The sequence below is a fragment of the Bifidobacterium sp. UMB1197 genome (assembly GCF_030217745.1).
In the GTDB taxonomy this organism is placed as follows: Bacteria; Actinomycetota; Actinomycetes; order Actinomycetales; family Bifidobacteriaceae; genus Bifidobacterium; species Bifidobacterium vaginale_B.
Genome location: NZ_JASOOL010000003.1, coordinates 77179 through 95108, shown reverse-complemented (window position 1 = coordinate 95108; position 17930 = coordinate 77179). Strand labels below are relative to the sequence as shown.

Here is a 17930-nt window from a genome sequence, read left to right as displayed (position 1 = left end):
CCATTTTGGAGTATTTTGTTTTGATTATTATTTGAACCATTCTAGCAAAACTATGGTAATTGCACGCCATTAATGGGTTGATGAATTATGGGAATAAACTAAAACGCCGCTCAAATAAAGCGGCGCAACTTGTACCCCCTAAGAGAGTCGAACTCTTGTTGTCAGATTGAAAGTCTGGTGTCCTAACCGTTAGACGAAGGGGGCTTTAACCAAACCATATGATATTAACACTCACTAAGCGTACACGCAAATCGCGGCGTGTTGTGCGTAAAATCAACGCAAGCACACATAGCAATCGAGCGGGAATCAAGCAGAAATCCGCGGGAATCAAACCGCAAGAATCAAACCGCAAGAATCAAACCTGCAATCTACTTTTTAGCAACATAAGTCAAATCGTGGATTACGCGCCCAGCTTCCAATCCCTTGCGCTCAAAATTAGTTAAAACACGCCCATCAAATCGCTGCGACTCAACAAAATCAGCATGCGGCAAATCCGCAGCATCTTGAGCATTTCCCTTGCCAACATGCTCCGTAGGCAGGCTCACGCGCAAATCGCCAGCGTTTTTAAAGCACGCCAAAGAATCCATAACCTCGTGAACATGCAACGCGTAATCTTCAATATCTGTAGCAATTCGCCAAACTCCGCCCGAAACAAGCGCATTATGCACAGACTGCGCCAAAGCTGGCTGAACAATTCGGCGCTTGTGATGACGCATTTTAGGCCAAGGATCTGGGAAAAATGTCCAAACTTCTGCCAAAACGTTACTTTTGCAAGCCGCAAGAAAATCGGGAGCATTAACCTGCGCAATTCGTAGATTCTGCAAATCCTGTTTTCCCGCCAAAAGCATGGTATGAGCCACGCCTGGATCATAAACTTCTAAAGCAAGAAAATTCATATTCGGATTCGCCGCAGCTGCCGCCACAATGTTTTCGCCCTGACCCGAACCAATTTCTACAATCAGCGGATTAACATTTCCCCAATTGGCCTCAATCCATGCCGAGTCCACGCATAAATCGCTTTTTACACGCAAAGACCCAACGCCATCTGCAATGTCTAGTAAATACATGCCCGAGTAGCGCTGCTTGGCCTTTTCTAAACGAGCGTCCAGCCTGGCAGACCTGCGAACAAACGAAAGAATAACCCTTGCGGCGGCATTAGTTTGTTTAGGCTCGAGCAAGTTGCCATTAGGCAAATCGCCACTTGCGCTATCTACATTAAAATCGTCCATTTTAGCCAATCTTCCTTATTCGCATGCATACGCAATTAAACTGCAAGTTGAATCACAAATCGAATTACAAGTTAAATCACAACTCAACGCATAATACCAAACGCGCAAAACAGCGCACATTAAACACGCGCCCAATATTATTCAAGCGCTATAATTTCCCTATAACATTCTGCAAAATACATTCTGCAAACCGATTTGCAAATAAATCGTGCCAGCATGCAGATAACAAGATATAAGCAGATAAATACCAGAAAGGTAACAAGGTAAACAATGACTGTTCTAGTTACAGGCGGATGTGGATACATTGGCGCACACGTTGTACACGCTCTTCACCAAGCCAAGCAAAACGTTGTGGTTGTAGACGATTTAAGCTACGGAAAGCCTACAAGGATTGAAGGCACGCGACTGTACGGAATGGACATTGCTTCCCCAGACGCAGGAGCGCGACTTGCGCAAATAATGAAGGAGAACAACGTTGACTCCGTAATTCATTTTGCTGCGCGAAAGCAGGTTGGCGAGTCCGTAGAAAAGCCGCTATGGTACTACCAGCAGAACATTAACGGCATGCTTAACGTTCTAGAAGGAATGCGCCAAAGCGGAGCTAAAAAACTTGTGTTTTCGTCTAGCGCAGCCACGTACGGCGAGCCGCCAGTAGATGTTGTTCCAGAAGACGTTGTGCCAATGCTGCCAATTAACCCATACGGCCAAACTAAGCTTTTTGGCGAATGGATGGCTCGCGCTTGCGAAAAAACATACGGAATTCGATTCTGCGCATTGCGCTACTTTAACGTTGCTGGATGTGGCCCTGTGGAGTTAGAAGATCCTGCAATTTTGAATCTAATTCCTATGCTTTTAGATAGATTGCAACGAGGAAAAGCACCTGCGATTTTTGGCAGCGACTACCCTACTGCCGACGGCACTTGCATTCGCGACTACATTCACGTTTCGGATCTTGCAGATGCACACATTGCGGCTCTTACTTATTTGGATCGCGATGAGCGCAAGTACGACGCTTTTAACGTTGGTACGGGCAAGGGAACTTCGGTTCGTCAGATTGTAGACGAGGTTAGACGCGTTACTGGATTGCCATTTAAAGAGGCGATTTTAGGACGTAGGGCTGGAGACCCTCCACAGCTTATTGGAAGTCCAAAGCGAATTAACGAAGAGATGGGCTGGCATGCTAGCTACAGCGTTAAAGAAATCGTTGAGTCGGCTTGGGCGGCTTGGCAAGCAAACCCACAGCATCATATTGATGTTGAGTCTTGGAAGCAGATTGACTAATAGATTTGCTAATAGATTGACTATATAAGCAAAACGCGCGGCAAAAATGCTGCGCGTTTTTTGTTTCAACTTGTGGCTCCGAGCGGGATCGATCCGCTGACCTAGCGATTTTCAGTCGCTCGCTCTACCAACTGAGCTACAGAGCCATGATGAATAAAAAACCCGGCGAACCGGGCCTTTACTAATCGCGACCCCGGCCGGACTTGAACCGGTGACCTCCGCCGTGACAGGGCGGCGCTCTAACCAACTGAGCTACGGGGCCGTGGCTTTGTTCCATCGAACAGCCGAGTCACTATCTTACAGAATCCACGCCAAAATGCAAGCTCTAGGCGTGTTCGGCGTGTTGCCGCGGAATATCAGGCTTATTACTCCAAATCAATTGCACCCGTGCAAAGTTGATAATATTCGCCGCGCTTTTTCATCAAATCTTCATGCGGTCCGCGCTCAACAATTCGTCCATGGTCCAAAACCATAATCACATCCGCATTTCGCACAGTAGAAAGCCTGTGCGCTATAACAAACACGGTTCTGCCTTCCATAAGCGAATCCATGCCATGTTGCACCAAAGCCTCAGTATGCGTATCAATCGAAGAAGTAGCTTCGTCCAAAATTAAAACAGGAGGATTTGCAACAGCCGCACGCGCAATGGCAATCAGCTGCTTTTGGCCTTGAGAAAGCTCTTCTGCACCGTTTTTAAGCTGCGTATTGTAGCCATCTGGAAGATTCGAAATAAACGCGTCAGCATGCGCTAATTTAGCAGCTTCTACGCACTCTTCGTCAGTTGCATCAAGGCGACCGTAACGAATATTATCCATAACGCTGCCAGTAAATAAGTTCACATCTTGCAAAACTGTACCAATAGCGTAACGCAAATCAGTTTTACAAATATCACGAACGTCAATTCCGTCGTACAAAATCTGACCGTCATCAATATCGTAAAAACGCGTAAGCAAATTCGCAATCGTAGTTTTTCCAGCACCCGTCGCTCCAACTAAAGCAACTTTTTGACCCGGTTTTGCAAACCAAGTAATGTCGTGCAAAACCGTCTTCTCATGGTCATACCCGAACACAACATCCGTAAATCGCACGTCTCCGCGAAGAAGAGTGTAACGGCCGTCTTTAGAAGTTAGAGCGTCGCGCTTTGCGCGCAAAACCACTTCTTGAGCCATTTCGCTTAAGCTTTTAGCGCGCTGAGTAGCTTTATTGCCATTATCTTGCTTTGCTCTCTTCCAAGCCCAGTAAATATTAGCGCCCTCTTCTTTTTCGTCAACTTCTTGTAAAACGTCAAAAGTAGATTCAGCAGCAAGAGTTTCTGCAGTCTGCGCAACTCTAACTTTTACTAAACGAACTGTGCCAGAATCCTCCTCCGGACTTTCGTCAAGAAGCTCAAAAATGCGCGACGCTCCAGCCAAAGCCATCATAAGCGAATTTAATTGCATCGTAATTTCGCCAATAGGATTAATAAACGCGCGTGAAAGAGTAAGCAAAGCTATAAGCGTTCCAATAGTCAAAGGACCAGAGTTTGCAAGACCAAAAGTTGGAAAACCTGCAGAAACAGCCCACGCGCCAAGCAAAGCAATAAGCACATAAAGAAGATAACTTGCGTTACTAATTACCGGCATAACATTATTTGCGTAAGAATTAGCACTTGCCGAAATTTTTTGCACTTTTTCAACACAAATATCTAATTTTTTAAGCGCAACTTCTTCGTGATTGAAAATTTTAATAATTTTACTGCCTGTTGCCGCTTCTTCTACATACTTATTAAGCTCACCCAAAGCGCTCTGGAATTGCTTAAAAAGACTGCCCGAACGCTTAAGCATGAATCGGACTAAAAATAGAAGCAGCACAGTAAAAACTGCCACAAACGCTGCCACAGGAAGCGAAAGCCACATAATAGACACAAAAGCTGCCGTAATAGAAATAAGCGCAGAAAACGAGTCTGGAAAAGCCCACGAAATCGCTTCCCTAAGCACTTCCGTATCGTTAGTGTAGCGGCTCATAACATCGCCGTAGCCTTGAGAATCAAGGTATTTAAGCGAAAGCTTCTGTTGGTGCTTAAACATAGCGTTACGCAAATCGCGCATAACACTTTCCGACACGTTCGCAACCAACCTGCTCCACAGCCAGCAGCTAAACACGCCAATTACGTAAACGCTTGCCATAAGAATAATCATGCGCACAAGCGGCATCCAATCTGGATTATGCTTGCCAACAAGCGGAAGAATATACACGTCCACAATAGATTGCAAGAACATTGCGCATGCAGCTTGAACAATAGAACTTACAATAATCGCAAATATGATTACGAAAACTTTTGCGCGATAAGCAAGCACGCAGGAAGCGAGTCGTTTAAGCACGGGCCAGTTGATTGCGGAAACTTTTTTATCTGCAGACATTATTCAGCACCTTCTTCCGCAATAGCAATATTTTCTTGACTTTGCACGCGACTTTTTGCTTGAGATTCCGCCATATTTTTATAAAGTTCGCAAGAGTTAATTAAGTCGCTGTGAGAGCCTTGAGCAAGTATGCGGCCGTTTTGCAAAACAACAATAATATCCGCGTGCTCGATTGAAGAAATGCGCTGAGCAACAATAATTTGCGTAGAATCAGGCATAAACTTTTTCAATCCTTCGCGAATTTTAGCATCCGTTTTCATATCAACCGCGCTCATTGAATCGTCGAGGATTAGAATTTTAGGCTTTCTTAAAAGCGCGCGAGCAATGCACAAACGCTGACGCTGACCGCCGGAAATATTCTTGCCACCCTGCTCAATATGAGTGTTGTAAGTCTCCGGCAAATCGTTAATGAACTCGTCTGCGCAAGCAATTTGGCATGCCGCTCGCAAATCCTCATCACTAGCATCCTTACTTCCCCAACGAAGATTTTCTGCAATTGTGCCGCTAAACAGAAGATTTTTCTGCAAAACAACGCCTATTTCTTCGCGCAAACTTGCTGGATTATAATCGCGAACGTTGGCTCCACCTACAAAAACGTCGCCTTTTGTAGCGTCGTAAAGGCGCGCAATCAGCTGCACAAGACTGGACTTTCCACTACCTGTTGCGCCAACAATACCAACGGTAGATCCAGAAGGAATGCTCAAGTTTATATTGTGTAAAATTTCCTGCTTATCTTTAGAAAAGACGCCATTATGCTCGCTGGAAGAATCGCCAGCAGCCGAAGATGAATCCCCACTAGCGTATGTAAAATCAACATTATTAAAGCGAATAGAAGAATCTGCAAGAGTGGTAAGTGGATTTTTAGCAACATACTCCGTGTTATGCGATTGTAAAACATTTGCAATACGATGCATAGAAGCGCGCGCAGTTACAGACATAACAAAAACTGCAACCAAATTCGCGAGCGCAAACAAAATTTGCAACGCATACACAACCAAAGCCGCAAGATTTCCTGTAGTTAAGCCAAACGCAGGATTATTTCCGGAAGCAACAATCTCATGCGAAGCCATCCACGCAATAAGCAACATTCCAGCATAAAAGCACAAATTAAACAGCGGAATACTGTAATTAAGCACGTACTCAGCATTAAGAAAATGCTGGTAAATCTTGTGCGAAATACGCATAAAACGGCTATTTTCGTAGTCAGCGCGCACATAAGACTTCACAACGCGAATATTATGCAAATTCTCACCAACTTGATTATTCATCTCGTCAATCATGCGGTAAATTCGCATAAATCTAGGCGCAACAATTGCAGCACCAACAGCACCAATCAAACCAACAATCGGCACAAAGCTAAGAAAAACCCAAGAAATAGCAGGACTAATTGAAAAAGTAAACCACCACGCTGCCGCAATAATCACAACGCTACGAACACCTGAGCGAATAATCAGCTGGTAAGCAAACTGCACATTCGACACATCACTCGTCATGCGAGTCACAATCGTGCCGGTAGAAAACTTATCTAAATCAGAAAAACTTAAAAGCTGCAGTCGCGCAAAAATATTGTGCCGTAAACTTCTACCAAAACCGGCACTAGAATGCGCGCAGCAAATACCCGAAATAACGCCAGCAATCACGGAAAGCGCTGCAAAAAGAAGAAGCTGCAAACCGTAATACCAAGAAGCGGAATTGGAGCGCGTTACAATGCCGAAATCAATAAGATTCGACATTACTGACGGAATAATTATTTGCATCGCTGCTTCAAAAATAATTGATACGGAAGTAAGAGCGCCAAGCAGGCGATAGTTTTTCAAAGAATAAAGAATGGTACGTAAGGCGTGAGGAGCACGATCGGCGCGGTTTCTTGATTGCTTCGACGATTTACGCGTTACTTTCTCCGCCATTGCATCCCTTCCCCTACATAACGTCATATGTAGGTTTAATAATATCACTTCTTCAAATACATATTTGAATTATTGCGCATGGCGCATTTCCGTATTGAGTTACTTCATTACCAAATGCATAAATAGATGAATCTTTGACATAGTAGTATACAGACAAATCACATACGAAAAAGTGCTTCTACACATTCAAATTATAAACAACGATTGATTTCATCTTATAAAAATTATATAGTGAAAGAATGTATATTCGCATGTATAAAGAGGTACTGTTATGAATATAAAAAAGCTATTAATAGAATACTTACTTGCTCAGTAGCATTATCCATATCTTTTTACTATCATTGCAAGTTCAAGCCAACACCCAAGAAGAAACTTATGAGTAACACAAAGATAGTTGGCGCTGTAGCACAGCAGAAAGGCATTCGTGTCGACTTGCAGTGAGAATTTCCACTATTAATATCAACAATTATGTGAGGAACAATATGAACAGCAAACACGTAGTTCTACTGCCAATAACGCTGCTTTGTTATATTTCGTCAGCTATTTATTTCTTTAAACAATTGAAGGACTTAAAAGACGATAACACTTGTATTAATACTGTTAGTCTCACCATTCAAGCATTCGTCCTATTAATATTACTAATCTATCTTTTATATTTATGCAAAGAAAAAACATACCAAACTATCTATCGTTTAGTTACAGTATTTATGAGCATAGTTAGCATAATTCTTTTGACAGTTTGCAATACAGATGTTACTAGGTTAATTATATTTAGCTTAACATGTGTATATGTATGCATTCTTATAATCGTCCGCAAACATTGTTAAATATATCGTATGTGTGGCGCATTCAATAGGATTACGAAGCATCGCCCTCACCCGACGCTCTATCTTTTCCATAAATCGACGGAATAAAACGCTCCTGATCGTGAAGCTTTTCCCAGATTACAGGCGGCTCACTCGGATTTTCCAGCGACTTTGGCACGTCAATAATCCTCTGATTGCTAGACCCGCGGAATTGCAGCAGCGAATCGTGAAGATTCTTCATATATCTTCCGTCAACAAGAATGTCAATGTAGCGAAGCAACTCAAGCTTGTCTGGAGTCTCGCCTTTGCGCATAAGCTCTTCCCAGGTGTAGCCAGTCCAGCTCCAAATGTCTTTAGTATTGCCAAATTCGCTTCGAATACGCTTGCAAAGTGGCAGCAAAATGCCAGTGTTAAGCAGCGGCTCGCCGCCAAGAAGCGTCAAACCTTGCACGTACGGAAGTGCCAAATCTTCCATAATCTGGTCTTCAAGCTTTTGCGTGTACGGATAGCCCGCACGAAAATCCCAAATCGACTCGTTATAGCACTCAACGCAATGAAACGGACAACCAGAAACGTACAGCGAGCAACGGATTCCTTCGCCGTCCGTCATAAGAAATCGCTTATAATCCGCAATCATGCCCTTGCTCATGCGCTCACTGGACCACTGCCCTGCGCGCGGATTATTAGAAAGAGAGGTTGGAATCCAAGGCCCGCGGTTAACGTCTGCAGGTGCAAAATCGTGCAAACTTATGTGAGCCATGGTTCCAACCTTTTTAGTAATTTAGCCTAGCTTTTACTTTATTTTATGCGATTTTATGCCGCGACTTTTGCCGCAATTCTACGCGCTACTTAGTCTCCTCGTACCATTCGCGCGATTCGCCATTGTTAAGAATAACATGGCCAGTTTCGCCCGACATGTGCTTTACGCGGTGAGCAATCTCTTCGTGACGACCGTGAACCATTGGGCGCTGAACAGGATTGCCCAAGTAGCCACAAGTACGCTTGGTTACGTTGCACTTATCTGGGTCACTGTTGCCGCACTCTGGGCAGCGGAAACCTTCCTTAGTTGGCTCAAAGTCGCCCTGGAATCCGCAAACAAAGCAATGGTCAATCGGAGTGTTCGTACCCAAGTAGCCAATGCCAATCTTATAAGCATAATCCCAAACAGCCTCCAAAGCCTTAGGATTTGCCTGCAAGCATGGGAACTCGCAGTAGTTAATAAATCCGCCGGAAGCAAAGTACGGGAAGTCAACCTCGTAGCGGAGCTTCTCCATAGGAGTTGGCTGCAACCACACTGGGTAGTGGAAGGAGTTGGTGTAGAAGTCGTGATCGGTAACGCCTTCAATACGGCCAAACTTCTGACGATCCATGCGGTTAAAGCGATCCGTCAAAGACTCAGCAGGAGTGGAATATACCGAGTAGTGGTATCCCTCTGCCTTCGACCACTGCTGGCAAAGCTGATTCATGCGGCGAACCATAGAAAGCGCAAACTGCTTGCCGTCTTCGTTCCAGCTGTGATCTTGCATCCAATCCTTGCCAAAGAACACGGATGTAGCTTCATACAGACCAATGTAGCCAAGCGAAACCGTTGCGCGCTCGTTGCGGAACAGCTGATCCACGCTTTCGTTGGCACCCAAGCGCCCAAACGCGCCGTAGCGGAACAGAGTTGGAGCGTTTACAGGAGTTGCCTGCTTGCAACGCATAATGCGGAATCGCAAAGCCTGATGCGCTACTTCCATGCGCTCGTTAAACAGCTTCCAGAAGCGGTTTACGTCTCCGTGAGATTCCAGCGCAATGCGAGGCACGTTAACTGTTACAACGCCAAGATTCATGCGGCCGTCTTCCACGTCTTTGCCGGTCTTTGGATCAACCCAACCCTGAAGGAAGGATCGGCAACCCATAGGAGCCTTAAAGGATCCAGTAATCTTAACAATGTTCTCGTAGAACACAACGTCTGGGTACATACGCTTTGTAGAGCACTCAAGCGCAAGCTGCTTTAAATCGTAGTTTGGATCGCCTGCATCTGCGTTAACGCCGTGCTTAATAGTAAACACAAGTTTAGGGAAGATAGCAGTATGACGATCTTTACCGAGTCCGCGAATACGATTCAGCAAAATAGCGCGCTGAATTTCGCGAGCAAACCAAGACGTACCAAGACCAAAACCGACGGTTACGAACGGAGTCTGGCCGTTAGAAACGCGGTTGGAATTGATTTGATATTCCATTGTTTGCATAGCGTCGTAAATCGCCTTGCGGGTCATTATCTTTGCGTAAACCTCGCGAAGCTGATCCAACTCGCTCAAATTCTCGTCAAAAGGAGTGTCTTCTGGAAGCGGATCCCTATCTGCGCAATGAAGATTCTTAGGCTCCTGAGCCTTTAAGCCGTCAATCATGGCCTTAGCAACTTCGATTGGCGTGGAATCTGGAATCATGGCTTGAGCCATAGCAAGGTTCTTGTCGTAATCGCACTTAGCGTAAGGCTCCAGCATCTCGTCTGCACGGTTCACAGTTTGGCCGCCATACTGCGCACCTGCAATGTCTTTAATAATCTGAGTAACCTGAGTTGCGGCGGTGCCAATAGACTTTGGGCTATCCATCATGGCGTTACCAAGCGCAAATCCCTTAGCAAGCATGTTCCCAAAATCTGGAAGCGAGCAATTGCTCATGCAGGTAAATGGCGAATAATCGGCATCGTGGAAGTGAATATCGCCCTTCATATGCGCGTTAGAAACAGCGTGAGGAAGCATAGAGAACGCGGAAGCCTTAGAAACAGCGCCAGCAAGCAAATCTCGCTGAGTGGCGTAAACGTTGGAATCCTTGTTGGCATTTTCGCGCACAAGCGACTCATCGCGGTTTACAAGGCGATTAACAGCTTCATTAATATCTGTTGCCTTAGCGCGATCAATATCTCTGTTTAGGCGGTAGCTTGTGTAGCAGCGCGCAACTTCGTAAAGGTGATTTTCAATAAGACCATGCTCAACAAGAGTCTGAATATCTTCGATTTTTGCAGGGCCATTGTAGCGGTCTTGAATCTCGGCTTCAATATGATCTGTAATATCGCGAATCATCTGCTCTTCTTGAGGACCAACGTCTTTGCGCAAATCCTTAAAAGCAGCCTTAATGGCCATAATAATGTTCATTGGGTCAAAATCAACAACGCGACCATCGCGCTTTTCAACCTGTACGCGAGATTTCTTGGAAGATTCAGCGGAAGAGTTATTGCCACTAAAATCGGCCAAAGCTTCGTCCTGCAAAGCTTCATCTTCTAAAGTCATACCAGAGACCTGCATTCTACAGACCTTTCTCCATTTACCGTATATTTTGCAGCGCAAATCGCCTTATGATTCGCAACAACTTGCTCTACTATAGCCCATTGCATGCACAATATCTAGGGCAACTTGAATAAAAAACAAACTAGATATAGTGATTTTACGGTTTCTGGCGATTTTCCAGGCGTGTCTCAAGGTGGCAAAAGTGAAGCTATGGCGAGTCGCGCAAATTCTTGGCACTTTGATATATTGAGTCACGTGGAACAGACAGCTTTTCAACATGCAGAAGAATTTGGATTCCAACCTGGAGACATCGTACAGCAGTGGCTATGGGACGATGACGTTGACGATGCAATTTGCAGCAGTATCGAAGAATTAACTGGCGAAGAACTTGTTGACGAAGACTACGACTCTTCTGTTGACGGCGTTATTATTTGGTGGCGCGACGGAGACGACGAAGACGAGTTGGCAGACACTATTATGGATGCAACAAACATGTTGAACAGCAGCGCGCCAATGTGGGTTTTAACACCTAAGCCAGGGCGCGCGGGTTCTCCAAGTTCGAGCACTGTTCAAGCAGCAGCCATGACGGCTGGTATGAACGCCGCAACGCCTTTAACAGTTAGCGAAGACTGGAATGGAATTCGTTTGCGTGCATTTGGAAAAGGCCAAAGCAAGTAGCGCAAATAGTCGGCACTTAGTTAGTTGACGGGTTTTGTACCAAATTTGACCTAAATCACGTACGAACAGCGGAAAACAACTCCGCACTTTGTAGCGATTTACAGCGTTTTGAACAACAAAATCGGGAACATCACTCGCGCGTTACAGCGCGCTACAAGGCAGGTCATCGTTCGCGCGTTACAGCGCGCTCACGTCTTCGCTTGCGTTGAAAGCACACCGTGCTTTCAACCTTAAGCAAGCTCAGCGCTCCGAATTACCTTCGCGCGCTACGCTTAAAGCGCGAAGGTCGGTCGTAGCGCCTAACTTTTCGCTTTGGTTGCGGCGGCTCTGGCATACTCCAGCCCTCTTGCAAATCCGCCAAATCGCCAACAATATCTTGCAAAATTGGCGAATCAGGCTTAACGTCTTGCGCCTTTGCCTTAATGCCCGCACGCCTTAACATAACGTGCGCAGCGCGCTTTTGATTCGGTAACACAAGAGTCACAACATCGCCCGACTCGCCCGCGCGCGCCGTACGCCCCGACCTATGCAAGAAGGACTTTGGATCCTCTGGCGGCTCGGTTTGTACAACAAGTGCCACGTCGCTAATGTCAATGCCTCGCGCCGCAACATCTGTAGCCACAAGCACGCGCACATCTCCGCTAGCAAAAACACTCATATGCCTATCGCGCTGATTCTGCGATAAGTTTCCTTGCAAATCAACCGCAGGAATTCCTTGTTGCACAAACTTCTTTGCCATGTTCTTAGCTTGATACTTTGTGCGCGTAAAGAATATTGCGCGCTTTTTGCCCGAAGCAAGCTTTCGCAAAACCTCGTACTTATCTGCCGCAGATACGCCAAAAATGTGGTGTGTCATTGTATCTACTTGCGAATCCGCATCGTCTACCGCGTGAACAATCGCATTTGGAAGGAACTGATCTACAATATTTCCAACCTGCTTATCGAGAGTGGCCGAAAACAGCATGCGCTGACCGTTTGGATTAGTCTGCTCCAAAAGTCGCGTAACAGCTGGAAGAAAGCCCATATCCGCCATTTCGTCGGCCTCGTCCAAAACGCTTACCATCACCTTTTCAAGAGTTAACGCACCTTGACGAAGCAAATCCTCTAATCGCCCTGGGCATGCCACTACGATTTGCGCACCCTGCTTAAGAGGCGCCGTTTGCCGCCTGTAACTCACGCCGCCATAAACCGTTACAGTTTTCATGCCGTAAGCAGCCGCCAGAGGGGCGATTACGTCGTCTATTTGATGAACAAGCTCGCGAGTTGGAGCAAGAATCATTGCGCGTGGTGCGGCTGGAGCGCTATTGGCAGCGTCGGCGGAGTGCGAATCGCGCAAATCGCGTGAACCGCGCTTTTTTCCAGTTTTAATCAAATCAACAAAATTTTCAGCCAATCGCGCAACAAGCGGAATAGAAAATGCAAGAGTCTTGCCGCTACCAGTTCTTCCACGCCCTAAAATATTTGCGCCTTGCAAAGAATCTGGCAAAGTCGCCTGCTGAATTGGAAAAGCCGTTGTTTTGCCGTCTGCACGCAGAACTTCCACCAAAGGCTGCGGAACGCCAAGCTGCTCAAAAGTAACGTCATCTTCGTAGTTTTCGCGCGATTCAATTGCGGAATCTGGAATCATTACGGAGTTTTTTGCAATCTGTGGATTCTGTGGATTTTGCTTATTCAAGTCACGCTTGCCAAAATCACGCTTGCCAAAGTCCTGTTTGCCAAAGTCCTGCTCAGCTTCTTTAATCGCCATCTCTTCGTACTGCAAAGCTTTTTCTCGCGCGCGACTTCTGGCTTTGTCTGCCTTGCGATTGCGATTCTTTCGCGCGTTAAAATCGTGATTTGCACCGCGCCTCTTACTAGATTCTCTGTATTCAAACGGATTGCGCGCCGATTTATGCTGACCGCGCTTTTTTGCAACACCAGTTTTTTTAGATTCGCGCTTGCTATTAGACGCACTTGACGCAGCGTAATGAGTATTTGGCACAATAGCCTTTCGTATCTATGATTGAACAATTCGATTAAACGAATCGGTGAAAAGTCATGAACTAACAGAGACTAGCACATGCCCCACACAAATAGGTAAAAACGATTTGCAGAGAATGTTGCTAAAAATCGGCGTGTTGAGCAACAAAGTCGGAAATATCGCTCGCGCACCACATGATTACGCAGGTTACGCCAAGTGAGGTGGAGATTCGAGATTTTTCGCAGCGGATGAAGCGAACCTCAGCATGAAATGGTGATTCGCTGAAGCAGCAAGAAAAATCGAGAATCTCAGGCGACTAGCGATACGAAATTGTTCAAGCATGCAAGAGGGCTGGGTGATTCTTGGTCGAACAGTATAAGAGCGGCAGCCGATACCAAATAATCCAGTGGCGCACGCCTACAAACAAACTTCAGCCAAAAACAAAATCAAAGCCAAATCGGAACAACCGCAACAACAGACAACACGTAAGAGGCGAAGCGTTGTGAGACAAGAATTAGCCAGCCCTCCTACACACCAAAAAGGAAAACCGTTCGCGCGCTACGCTTCTCAAGCGAAAAGGCAGGTCGTCGCGCACTTTTGTACGTGATTTAGGTGTTTTTTGGTACATTCTCGGGAAAAATTGCAAAATGCGCAAAGTTAGATAGTATTGAATCATGAGTTATGTATCTGAAAATTCATTACACAATGCTGTGAACCTTGCTGCAACGGATTTATTTACTTTTAGCTACAAGCACATTATTAAGCCGCACTTAGTGTTTAACATTCCGCCAGACGAGGCGCACGACCGCATGATTGCATTTTGCAAAACAAGCGAGCGCATTCCTGGATTAATGTGGCTATTGCGCCAAATGCTCGACTACACCGACCCGGTTTTAGAGACTCAAGTTATGGGAGTGGATTTTGCAAATCCATTTGGCTTAAGCGCAGGACTCGATAAAAACTGCGATTTGTGCACGGTTCTAGACAATGCTGGTTTTGGGTTTGAGACAGTTGGCTCCACAACCGCTCGCCCTTGCGCAGGCAATGCCAAGCCTTGGTATCATAGACTTCCAGAATATGATTCCTTACTGGTTCATGCTGGCCTTGCAAATGACGGCAGCGCACTTGTTATTCCTAGAGTAGAAAAAGCCTGGACTAACGCTAAAAGCATGCAGATTTCCGTTAGCATTGCGCGCACAAACGATAATCTTGTTGGAGATTTAGACGAAGGTATTGAAGATTATCGCATATCTATGGAGCGTGCAAGCGGTAAAAGCTCGATGATTGAAGTAAACATTTCTTGCCCAAACACTATGGTTGGCGAACCTTTTAACCAGCCAGAAGCTCTAGATAAGCTGTTTAACGTTTTAGATAAAGTTAAGCGCCCTCAGCCAACTCTTGTAAAAATGCCTTTAAACCTAAAGGGCGGATGGCCTCAGTTTAAGTCTTTGCTAGACGTTCTGAGCGCGCATAAGGTTGATGGAGTTAGCATTGCAAACTTGCGCAAGAATCGCGATGGACTAAACATTCCTGCAGATTGGCAAGGTGGAATCTCTGGATCTCCAACTTACAGCGCAAGCAATGAGCTTATTAGGCGAACTAGAAGCGAGTTTGGCAATCGCTTTGCTATTGCTGGAATCGGCGGAGTATTTACCGCAAATCAGGCTTATCAAAAGATTAGAAACGGAGCTGATTTAGTCATGTTCGTTTCTTCTCTTATGTACAGAGGCCCTCAGCAGATTACAACCTTAAAGCGCGGTCTTGCAAAACTACTTAAAGAAGACGGCTTTAATAGCGTTGCAGACGCCGTTGGAGTAGACGTAGATTAACGCAGATTAGGCTAAACTAACATAGATTAGTCTAGCCTAACGCAGGTTAGCGTAGCCTAGCGGTTTCCTCCGTAATACGAGTTGGATCCATACCTATTGCTGGTTCCACCGTAATACTGATTCTGCCTACCATCACCCGTTGCATAACGGCCATTTGTAGTAGCATCTTGCCTGTAGTAGTAGTTTTGCACACCTTGCTGGCTCTGCGACGAATCTTGCTGATTAGAATCCGAACCCTGCTGGCTTTGATCTTGGCTCTGTTCTTGAGCAGCCTGCCTACGTGCTTCTTCTTCTCTATCACGCTGCTGCTGAAGTTCGTACTGTTTGCGCATCTCTTCTGTAGTTAACGGCATTTTTCCGCCAGCCATAAACTTTGGATCTGGCTTTCCATAATCGTTATCCATAGGAGTGTTAGATGCCTTTAGGTACGCGTCCATAAACTTTTTCCAAGCAGGCATAGCGATGTAGGTACCATACCATGTGCTGTGGTAGACGCCATTAATCCTCATGTTGTTAAAGCTCTTTTGAACCTCGGCGTTTCCAATAGCAACAAAGGCAGAAACCTTATTTGGCACAAATCCAGCTGTTGCCATGTAAAAGTCTTCGTTAGTACCAGTTTTTGTAAACGTCTTGCGTCCGCCTTCTAGCTGAGCCATATGTGCAACACCAGTTGGCTGAACAACGCCCTGATTAATGGCGTATGCTGTTGTTTGAGCAACCTTCTTTGGTATTGCCTGATGGCAATTAGCACTTGGAACTCTTAAACGCTTGCCATTCTTATCTACTACGCGCTTAATGGCTATAGGGTCGCATTGAACTCCATCAGCAGCAATCGTTGCATAAACATTTGCCATTGTAAGCGGCGAAGCCTGCACAGCACCAATCAACATAGGCGGGTTGAACGAGTTTTTAGAAAACACGTCTTCTTGACCTAACGGAGAATTGTGATACCCCAATGTTCTAGCCGCTTCTGCAACAGCGCAAAGCTTAAGCTGAGATCCCATTGCAGCCTGAATGGTGTTGTGAGAATGAACAAGACCCATTAAAGGAGTTTCTGGGCTAACACTACCGCCGCCAGAGTTTTGAACAGACCAACGCCCTATTCCGCGATATCTTGCGCAAGAGAAATCAGTGTTGTTATAAAGCATGCTTGTTCTTAGAGACTGATTGATTGACTTTCCAGCAAGCAGCCAAGCAACAATGTTAATCGGCTTCCACGTAGAACCAATCTGCCAGCCTAAGCCGCCGCCGTCGCGCTCGTCTACAGCGTAGTTAATAGCAGTGTGTGTAGGGTCGGACTTTGCTGCATCAGTCGCATCGTAAATGCGATTGCTTCCAAAGCCAAGCACTTCTCCAGTTCCAGGCTTAATAGCGGCAATTGACACTTCAAAGCCGCTTGGATCGTGAATTGGAACAGTGGCTCTAGCAGTATCCATTGCGGTAGAGTTTGCAAGAATATCCATTGTTGTGTAAATGTCTAATCCGCCTTCGTTAAGAAGCTTTTGACGCGCAACAGTGGTCTTTCCAAACTCGCGGGAATTCAATATTTTTTTAGTAACATAATCGCAGAAGAATGCAGCATCTCCAGCAGCCTGGCAGCCAACGTTTGCAACTTCGTGCTGAATATTAAGAGTATCTTTAATAGGAATTGCAGCCGCGTCGTCATGCTCTTTTTGGGTTATAAAATTCTGCCTAAGCATTAAATCAAGAACAATATTCCTCTGCTTTTGCGATTCTGGCCAATTTTCTTCAATGGAAGGATCGTATCTAGAAGGATTCTTTGTAATTGCTGCGATTGTTGCCGACTGAACAAGATTAAGCTTAGCGGCCGTAGTGTTAAAGTATCGTTTTGCAGCAGTTTCTACACCGTAAAGATTATTACTACCAAACTGTGCAACATTTAAGTATCCCTGTAAAATCTCTAGCTTTGAATACTTCTTTTCCATTTGAATAGCAATAAGCATCTCTCGCAGTTTTCTGGTGACTGTGCTTTCTGCTGCGTGATATTCCGAAATAGGATCATTGTCTTCTCGCGCCTTAATCATAAGAACGTTTTTAACGTACTGCTGAGTTAAGGAAGATCCACCTTGCATATCGGATTTTTTTATAAATGTTTGCACAAATGCTCGCATAACACCTTGAACATCTACACCTGAATGCTCAAAGAATCGTCGATCTTCTCGAGCCACCATTGCCTGCTGCATGTACTGCGATATACGCTTAAGTGGCACAACCGTACGATTTTGCGCGTAGAAAGTTGCGATTACTGTTTTTCCATCCGAAGCGTACAAACGCGACTTTTGCGGCAGCGCGGTAACGTCAAAATCAATGCCATCTACCCTAAGAGAAGGTACAACAGTTTTAACAACGTTGTTTATACTCATTACCCCTGGTACAAAAAGAATACTGGAAGCTACACCACCTGCAACACACAAAGTGATGTATGTAAGAAACAGTGCGAGTACTCTACGAGTTGTTAGGGATTTCTTTTTAGGCATGCGAACTATTCTAGAGGCTTGCCTCTACGTTGCGGCACGAAAAAGACGATTTATCTTTTTGATTATATTTT

At 45.4% G+C, this 17930-nt stretch carries 10 protein-coding genes and 3 tRNA genes; 3 read left to right on the top strand and 10 right to left on the bottom strand.

Annotated elements, in window-relative coordinates; genetic code table 11:
- Nucleotides 1–132: 132 nt before the first annotated feature.
- A tRNA-Glu gene (locus tag QP420_RS02985) sits at nt 133–204 on the bottom strand.
- Nucleotides 205–368: 164 nt separating this feature from the next.
- Nucleotides 369–1229: a tRNA (guanosine(46)-N7)-methyltransferase TrmB gene (trmB, locus tag QP420_RS02980; RefSeq protein ID WP_481616499.1), complete on the bottom strand. Its 861-nt coding sequence runs from the start codon at nt 1227–1229 to the stop codon at nt 369–371.
- Nucleotides 1230–1499: 270 nt separating this feature from the next.
- Between trmB and galE the strand changes: the two genes are divergently transcribed.
- The gene (gene galE, locus QP420_RS02975; protein WP_481616498.1) at nt 1500–2510 is read left to right on the top strand and encodes a UDP-glucose 4-epimerase GalE; all 1011 of its coding nucleotides are present in this window, start codon (nt 1500–1502) and stop codon (nt 2508–2510) included.
- Nucleotides 2511–2583: 73 nt separating this feature from the next.
- On the opposite strand, the gene QP420_RS02970 is transcribed toward galE, so the two are convergent.
- From QP420_RS02970 to nrdD, 6 genes are all read right to left on the bottom strand, one after another.
- Nucleotides 2584–2656: transfer RNA gene (locus QP420_RS02970), tRNA-Phe, on the bottom strand.
- Between the two features lie 42 nt (nt 2657–2698).
- Nucleotides 2699–2772 (bottom strand) — tRNA-Asp (locus QP420_RS02965).
- 103 nt (nt 2773–2875) lie between these two features.
- Nucleotides 2876–4909, bottom strand: a complete 2034-nt coding sequence (locus QP420_RS02960) for an ABC transporter ATP-binding protein (protein WP_481616497.1) — start codon at nt 4907–4909, stop codon at nt 2876–2878.
- Complete coding sequence (locus tag QP420_RS02955; RefSeq protein WP_481616496.1) at nt 4909–6816, bottom strand: ABC transporter ATP-binding protein; 1908 nt, start codon at nt 6814–6816, stop codon at nt 4909–4911. Before QP420_RS02955 ends, QP420_RS02960 begins: the two co-directional genes overlap by 1 nt.
- 858 nt (nt 6817–7674) lie before the next feature.
- Nucleotides 7675–8382, bottom strand: a complete 708-nt coding sequence (gene nrdG, locus QP420_RS02950) for an anaerobic ribonucleoside-triphosphate reductase activating protein (protein WP_081091006.1) — start codon at nt 8380–8382, stop codon at nt 7675–7677.
- A gap of 85 nt (nt 8383–8467) precedes the next feature.
- Entirely contained in the window at nt 8468–10912 is a 2445-nt protein-coding gene (nrdD, locus tag QP420_RS02945; RefSeq protein ID WP_481616495.1) for an anaerobic ribonucleoside-triphosphate reductase, read from the bottom strand.
- A 237-nt stretch (nt 10913–11149) separates the two neighbouring features.
- Between nrdD and QP420_RS02940 the strand changes: the two genes are divergently transcribed.
- Nucleotides 11150–11572: a DUF3052 domain-containing protein gene (locus QP420_RS02940; RefSeq protein ID WP_081091024.1), complete on the top strand. Its 423-nt coding sequence runs from the start codon at nt 11150–11152 to the stop codon at nt 11570–11572.
- 253 nt (nt 11573–11825) lie between these two features.
- On the opposite strand, the gene QP420_RS02935 is transcribed toward QP420_RS02940, so the two are convergent.
- A complete protein-coding gene (locus QP420_RS02935) occupies nt 11826–13553 on the bottom strand; it encodes a DEAD/DEAH box helicase (RefSeq protein ID WP_481616494.1) in 1728 nt (575 codons plus the stop codon).
- Between the two features lie 653 nt (nt 13554–14206).
- Here QP420_RS02935 and QP420_RS02930 point away from each other — a divergent pair.
- The gene (locus tag QP420_RS02930; protein WP_464405259.1) at nt 14207–15361 is read left to right on the top strand and encodes a quinone-dependent dihydroorotate dehydrogenase; all 1155 of its coding nucleotides are present in this window, start codon (nt 14207–14209) and stop codon (nt 15359–15361) included.
- Between the two features lie 56 nt (nt 15362–15417).
- On the opposite strand, the gene QP420_RS02925 is transcribed toward QP420_RS02930, so the two are convergent.
- A complete protein-coding gene (locus tag QP420_RS02925) occupies nt 15418–17859 on the bottom strand; it encodes a transglycosylase domain-containing protein (protein WP_481616493.1) in 2442 nt (813 codons plus the stop codon).
- Nucleotides 17860–17930 lie beyond the last annotated feature (71 nt).